The sequence below is a fragment of the Elusimicrobiaceae bacterium genome (genome assembly GCA_028700325.1).
GTDB lineage: Bacteria > Elusimicrobiota > Elusimicrobia > Elusimicrobiales > Elusimicrobiaceae > JAQVSV01.
The window spans coordinates 1-7,024 of sequence record JAQVSV010000094.1 but is presented as its reverse complement, the minus strand read 5'-3'; the positions used below and the strand labels follow the sequence as shown (position 1 = coordinate 7,024).

Genomic DNA, 7,024 nt, shown 5'->3' with positions numbered 1-7,024 from the left:
CTTTGGAAAGCGCCTTGACCCGCACAGCGTTCCCGCCGGGCGACATGGCGTAGCCGGCCACCGTAAAACCGTTCAGCGACTCGCCGGGTGTAACAACAGCCGGCTGCACTTCCTTGGCATCGAAACACCACTCTGTGCCATCCCGGAATATGCCGACAACATAATCTTTGGAAATCGCCTTGACCCGCACAACGTTCCCGCCGGGCGATATGACATAGCCGGCCACCGTAAAACCGTTCAGCGACTCGCCGGGTTCAACAACGGCCGGCTGCACCTCATCAATACCGAAACGCCTCACCGTACCATCCCGGAATACTACAAAAACATAATCGGCCGAAAGCGACTTGATCCACACAATATTTCCGCCAGGCGATATGACGTGGCCGCCCGGCACCAGCTTATTACTCCGCCTGTCTGATTTCAGCTTCGGCCCCGATGCGGACAGCTCCCGCAAATCCCCCGACACATTTCCATCAGCCGCAAAAGACAGCCCGCAAACTGCCGAAACAAACAGCGCCAATAATATTCTGGTTTTAGTCATGATTTGAACTACCTCCTTAGCGAATGCCGCTTTATTATATGGTACTGTTCCTGTATGTCTGCAACAAGAGGCAAAAGGCCCAGTAATGCCCCCGGCCGTTTGGCAGTGGCCCGATTTTACGATCCTCTTGCGGCTTGTGCCATATCGCCACTATTATGATTCGCAGACCAGCGCCGGATTTTTGTGCGCGGGATTTATAAAATGCCGGGCCGGGGCAAAAGCCCCGGCCCGGAACATTTCACTCTTTAATACTGTTAAACGGCAGCCGCTTCTTTCTCCGGCTGCGGCACTTCGCAGTTCATTGCGGCGAGCTGTTTGTACACGCTCAGCCGCCATTTGTATTCCGCTTCGGCCTGTTTGAGCAATTGCGCCGCCGCCACGGGATCAATGGTTTTAAGACTGCGGAAGCGGTTCTCGCCCATCATGAAATCCTCCAGCTTGATGGTCGCTTCGCCGCTGTCGAGCTTGAGCGGGTTCCTGCCTTCCGCCCGCAGAGCCGGGTTGAACCGGAACAGCGGCCAGCGGCCGCTCTGCACCGCTTTCTTCTGCTCGTTCATGCCGGAACCCATTTCGATGCCGTGCGCGATGCAATGGGAGTAGGCGATAATCAGAGCGGGGCCGTCATAAGCTTCCGCTTCGGCCAGCGCCTGCACCGCCTGATTGTAGTTCGCCCCCAGCGCGATCTGCGCGACGTAGATGTTGCCGTAGGTCATGGCGATCATGCCAAGGTCTTTCTTCGGCATCCGTTTCCCGCCGGCCGCAAAAGCCGCCACCGCGCCCAGAGGCGTGGATTTCGACATCTGGCCGCCGGTATTGGAATAAACTTCGGTATCCAGCACAAGAATCTTCACGTTCTTGCCCGAAGCCAGCACATGATCAAGCCCGCCGTAACCGATATCGTACGCCCAGCCGTCACCGCCCAGTATCCAGACCGATTTGTAGATAAGGTAATCGGACATGGAAAGCAGACGCTTTGCGCCGGCATCGCTGGAAGCGGCCAGTGTTTTGTTAAGTTCCGTGATTCTGGCGCGCTGTTTCTCAAGTTCCGCGCCGTCTTTCTGGTTGGCGGATTTGATTTCCGCGACAAGAGTTTCCTTGCCCTTGAGCACGGTCGCGGCAAGCGCGTCCATCTGCTCGACCGCTTCGATGTAGAGTTTTTCGTAGGCGAGTTTCATGCCGAGCCCGAATTCCGCGTTGTCTTCAAACAGCGAGTTCGACCAGACCGGCCCCTTCCCGTCATCCCGTGTGGTATAGGGAGTGGTGGGCAGGTTGCCGCCGTAGATGGAGGAACAGCCGGTGGCGTTGGCGATAGCCAGATGATCGCCGTGCAGCTGGGTGAGCAGTTTGATGTAAGGAGTTTCGCCGCAGCCCGCGCACGCGCCGGAGAACTCAAACAGCGGTTTCTGGAGCTGGCTGCCTTTAATGGAGGCGCGTTTGACCGCAGTCGCCGCGTCTTTAAGGCCGAGGAAGAACCCGAAATTGGCGATTTCGGTTTCGCGCATGGGGATCTGCGCGGCCATGTTGATCGCTTTTTTAGTCGCGTCGGTTTTGTTCTTGGCCGGGCAGTTGAAAACGCAGGCGCCGCAGCCGGTGCAGTCTTCCACCGCGACCTGAACGGTTACTTTGTGGCCCTTAAGGTCGGCCTTGCCGTCTGCCGATTTAAAACCTCTGGGCGCTTTGGCAAGCTCCGCGCCGTCATATGCCTTGATGCGGATCGCGGCGTGCGGACACACCAGCGAGCAGATGCCGCACTGAATGCAGGTTTCCGCATCCCACGAGGGGCATTCAAGCGCGATATTGCGTTTTTCGTACTGGGAGGTGCCGGTCGGAAAAGAGCCGTCAACCGGCATTTTGGAAACAGGCAGATCCTCGCCGCGGCCCGCCACTATTTCGCCGGTAACTTCCTTCACAAACTCTGGCGAATGCGCAGGAACCGAAGGCCGGACATGATTTTTCGAATCGGCCGCGCCGACTTTAACCTCGGCAATCTTGCCGACGGTGGCGTCCACCGCGTCATAGTTCATCTTGACGACATTCTCGCCTTTCCTGGAATAGGTCTTCTTGATCGCGCGCTTGATCGCGGCGATCGCCTCGTCTTTCGGCAGCACGCCGGAGATAGCGAAAAATGCCGTCTGCATTATGACGTTCACCCGCGAGCCCATGCCGGTTTCCCTGGCGATTTCGGAAGCGTTGATCGCGTAGACTTTAAGTTTCTTCTCCACAATCTGCTTCTGCGCCTCGACAGGCATATTGGCCCAGGTTTCGGCGGGATCGAACGGAGTGTTGATCAGCACCACCGCGTTCTGCGCGGCTTTGCCCAGCATATCGTACTTCTCAAGGAACGAGAACTGGTGCACGCCGATGAAATTCGCGCTGGTAATCAGATAGGGCGCGCGGATTATTTCTTTGCCGAAGCGGATATGCGAAACCGTCTTGGAACCGGCTTTCTTGGAATCGTACTCGAAATAGCCCTGCGAATAGTTTTCGGTTTCCTCGCTGATGATCTTCATCGTGTTTTTGTTGGCGCCGACGGTGCCGTCCGACCCCAGCCCGAAAAACAGCGCCCGGAAAGTGCTGTCCTTCTCGATGTTCCAGCAGGAATCATAGGAAAGGCTCAGGTGGGTGACATCGTCGTTAATCCCTACGGTGAACCCGTTTTTGGGATCAGCCGACACGGCGTTTTCAAACACCGCCTTCGCCATGCAGGGCGTGAATTCCCTGCTGCTCAGGCCGTAGCGGCCGCCCAGCACCCTGATGCCGGATTTGCCGTGTTTGGAAAGAGCGGCGCAAATATCCTGATACAGCGGTTCGCCCTGCGCGCCGGGTTCTTTGGTGCGGTCAAGCGCGGTAATGACTTTAACCGTTGCGGGCAGCGCCTTGATAAAATCCGCGTCGGCGAAAGGCCGGTACAGCCGCACAACCAGCACGCCGACGCTGTTATTGGCTCCGGCAAGCAGATTTTCCACGGTGGCCTGCACGACATCCGCGCCGGAAGCCATGACCACGACAACATTAGTGGCGTCTTTCGCGCCGTAATAATCGAAGATATGGTACCGGCGGCCGGTCAGGCTGGCGAATTTGTCCATCGCTTTGGTGACAATGCCGGGAATCGCGGTATAGAAATTGTTGCAGGCTTCACGACCCTGAAAAAACACGTCCGGGTTCTGCGCGGTGCCTTTCATCGAGGGCCGTTCTGGATTGAGAGCCCGTTTTTTATGCGCCGCCACCATCTCGTCCGACACCATCTCGCGCATATGGTCAAAGGAAACCGGCTCTACCATATTAAGCTCGTGAGAAGTGCGGAACCCGTCGAAGAAATGGATGAACGGCACCCGCGCCTCAAGCGTGGAAGACTGGGCGATCAGGGCCATGTCCATCACTTCCTGGGGATTGGCGGACACCAGCATCGCGTAACCGGTCGAGCGGCAGGCCATCACATCCGAATGGTCGCCAAAAATCGAAAGCGCATGTGTGGAAATAGTGCGCGCGGTGACATGGAACACCGTCGGCGTCAATTCACCCGCGATTTTAAACATGTTGGGAATCATCAGCAACAGACCCTGCGAGGCGGTGAAGGTAGTCGTAAGCGCGCCCGCTGTCAATGCGCCGTGCACGGCTCCGGCCGCTCCGCCCTCCGACTGCATTTCGGTAACGCTGGGAACAGATCCCCAGATGTTCTTTTCGCCTCTGGCGGTTTTCGCGTCGGAAATTTCGCCCATCCCGGATGACGGAGTGATAGGATATATAGCTATCACTTCGTTGGTGGCATGAGCGGAATGCGCCGCCGCTGAATTTCCATCCATTGCAACAAGTTTGCGCTCCATGTTTGATCTCCTTGAATATATATAAGGTGTCTGAAAACCGTCCGTCCGAGCCTGCATGCAAAGCAGACTCAAGCATACGCTGCCAGTAGTGATTGTATAATTTCCGAAGTCTGTTTGCAAATTGGAAACCGAGATTTTTCAAAATTACGTTAATTTTATAACGAGCAATAACAGTGTAATATTCTTCGGAACAGGCACGGTGATATATAGATATGCCGCGGGGTTCGTTATTTAAATAACGAACCCCGCTAAACAAAACGGCAGAACTACGCCCATGCGGCTCAATATTTACCGTAGGAAGACATTGCCTCGATTGCCTTGCGCGGACGCGGAGCAGGAGCCTCGTCCGGATACCCGAGGCTTATCAGAAGCTCGACTTTTTTACCGGCCGGACAGCCCAGCATTTCCGCCGCCTTTTTCGCGTTAAACCAGCCAAGTATGCATGTGCCCAGGCCAAGCGACTGAGCCTGCAGCACAAAATTCTCGCACGCAATGCCAATATCAACAAGCCGGAAAGTCGTCTGCTGAACCTGATTGCCGATCCAAGCCGTGACATTGCTTTTTTCGCTGACTATCGCCACCAGCACAGGCGCTTTTCCGGCAAACGCGGTCATCGAATACAGTCCTTCAAAAACACCGCCGGCGAATTCGGCCAGCCGGGCAGGCTCGTCAAGAACCACAAATTTCCACGGCTGGGAGTTGCAGGCGGACGGCGCCAGCCGGGCCGCCTCGATACAGCTGTTTACAAGATCCCGCCCGACAGGATCGGATTTGTATTTTCTTACGCTGCGACGCTGCATGACAACATTCAAAAGCTCGACGGTCACTGCTGCCTCCCCTGCACATTTTATTAAAGATATTGAAAAAGGCTGTATATTAATCTATAGTATCATATATTCAGCGCGCAATAAATTTCAATGGTACTATCATGGACAGAGAAAAGATTGGCAGTTATATAGCTTCCGATAAATTGTATGAAGGCCGGTTGACCACAACCTACAAAGCCACGCATGAATCCACTGGCAATGTGCGAGCCTTGCGCATATACAAATTCCGTATCCCGGCAGACAAGGCGGATGTCCGCCGGATCCTGCGCATTGAAGCCACGGTATTTTCGGAACTCTACAACAATCAGATAGTCCGCACATACGATTCGGGGTTCCATAAAGACCTGTTTTATATCGTGACAGATTTGATAGGCGGCGAAACTCTTGCCAACAGGCTCTCCCGGGAAAAAACCCTGCCGGCGGAAACCATTTTAAAAATCGCGCTCAACATTTCCGAAGCTATCGCATATGCGCATGACTTGGGCATAATTCACAGTGATTTGACTCCCGCCAATATTTTCATTCGCGAAGGATTCGCTGATGCAGTCATAACCGATTTCCGCAAGCGCTGTCTGTTCGACCGCCCGGAGCTTAAAAAACTTCTGGCTCCGCTGCAGGATGCGGAAAGCATGACAAAATGGAAAAACTACGCGGCGCCGGAAAGCCGGCTCACCGGGGATTTTTCCACCCGTTCTGATGTTTACCAGATGGGTCTGGTGCTGCATGACTGTATTTACGGCGCAGGAACCGCTTTTTCACAGACAAAAGAAGAGCGCAGAGATCTGCCGCCGGTATTTTTGCGGTCAGTCCAAAGCTGCATAGCGCAGGAACCGAACAACCGGCCGGTTTCCGCCGGAAAACTGCATCAGGAAATTTCCCTGCTATATACCGAGTTTAAGGCCAGAAAAGAAAAAGGCGAGGAATATTACGACGAACAGCCCGCCGAACCCGCAGGCAGGGATACCAACCGGGATACAGAACGCGGCGATACCAGCCGGGATACAGAACGCGACGATACCAGCCGGGATACAGAACGCGGCGATACCAGCCGGGATACAAACCGGGGCGATACCGGGCGCGGTGGAGATACCAGCCGGCCTATCGTAAATGCCACGATAATAAATTTTGAAGACGAGCAATCCGCATTAAAAGTGCAGAACCTGGCGGACGCTCGGGAAAAACTTGAAGTCACTCACGATTTCGACTCCGCTTTTGAAGCAAAAAAATCCGCCGGAACAGATCGTCCGGCAGATACGGACACTTTGCCCAAAACAAAAACCTGGGAACCGGGCGCGAATGAACCCGCGCCGGCCCCGGCAGGCCCGGAAGCGGATTCGGCGCCGGATGGGGAAGATACCGCCCGCGCTGCCGCCATACTGGAAGCCGGAAAGAATACACCTGCTGCGGCGCCAGTCTCCGACAAGCCTGAACAAAAACCGGATCCGGACGAGAAAAAACAGGACGCCAGGAAAAAAATCAAGCCGGAAATAAAACAGGAAGAGCTCAGCACGCAGGAAGCGCAGAAAAAAGCCGAGCTGGCCAAACTGCACGCGCTGGAAAAAGCGAAGAAAAAACGGGAAGGCATGCCTGGCGGCACCCGCCTGTTCCGCGACGGCATGATAGCGATTGTGCTTATTACCTGTTACGCCTTCTATCATTATTTCGCGGCCGCGCTCGGCATTCATCTGTTCACCAAGTACCGCGAACCCGTATCTTATAAACTGGTCATGATCACACCGCCGATGAAACCTTCAGCCGCGCCCGCGCCGAACACGGCTGCGCCTGGCGCTGATCAGCAGAACAAATCCGCGGAGGAAACCAGACTCAAGGCG

At 55.1% G+C, this 7,024-nt stretch carries 4 protein-coding genes; 1 reads left to right on the top strand and 3 read right to left on the bottom strand.

The genetic code is table 11. From position 1 onward, the window contains the following. The 3 genes from PHW69_09285 to PHW69_09275 form a co-directional block, all read right to left on the bottom strand. A partial coding sequence (locus PHW69_09285; GenBank protein MDD4005374.1) for a hypothetical protein occupies positions 1-541 on the bottom strand: 541 nt, incomplete at its 3' end. A gap of 254 nt (positions 542-795) precedes the next feature. Then, on the bottom strand, positions 796-4,365 hold the full coding sequence (gene nifJ, locus PHW69_09280; GenBank protein MDD4005373.1) for a pyruvate:ferredoxin (flavodoxin) oxidoreductase: 3,570 nt from the start codon (positions 4,363-4,365) through the stop codon (positions 796-798). A 281-nt stretch (positions 4,366-4,646) separates the two neighbouring features. After that, positions 4,647-5,192, bottom strand: a complete 546-nt coding sequence (locus PHW69_09275) for a nitroreductase family protein (GenBank protein ID MDD4005372.1) — start codon at positions 5,190-5,192, stop codon at positions 4,647-4,649. Positions 5,193-5,293: 101 nt separating this feature from the next. On the opposite strand from PHW69_09275, the gene PHW69_09270 reads away from it, so the two are divergent. Further along, positions 5,294-7,024 (top strand): protein kinase (locus PHW69_09270; protein ID MDD4005371.1); only part of this gene is annotated, 1,731 nt, incomplete at its 3' end.

Excerpts from the sequence above, each read along its gene's own strand:
- nifJ (MDD4005373.1), bottom strand. The coding sequence starts at position 4,365 with ATGGAGCGCAAACTTGTTGCAATGGATGGAAATTCAGCGGCGGCGCAT.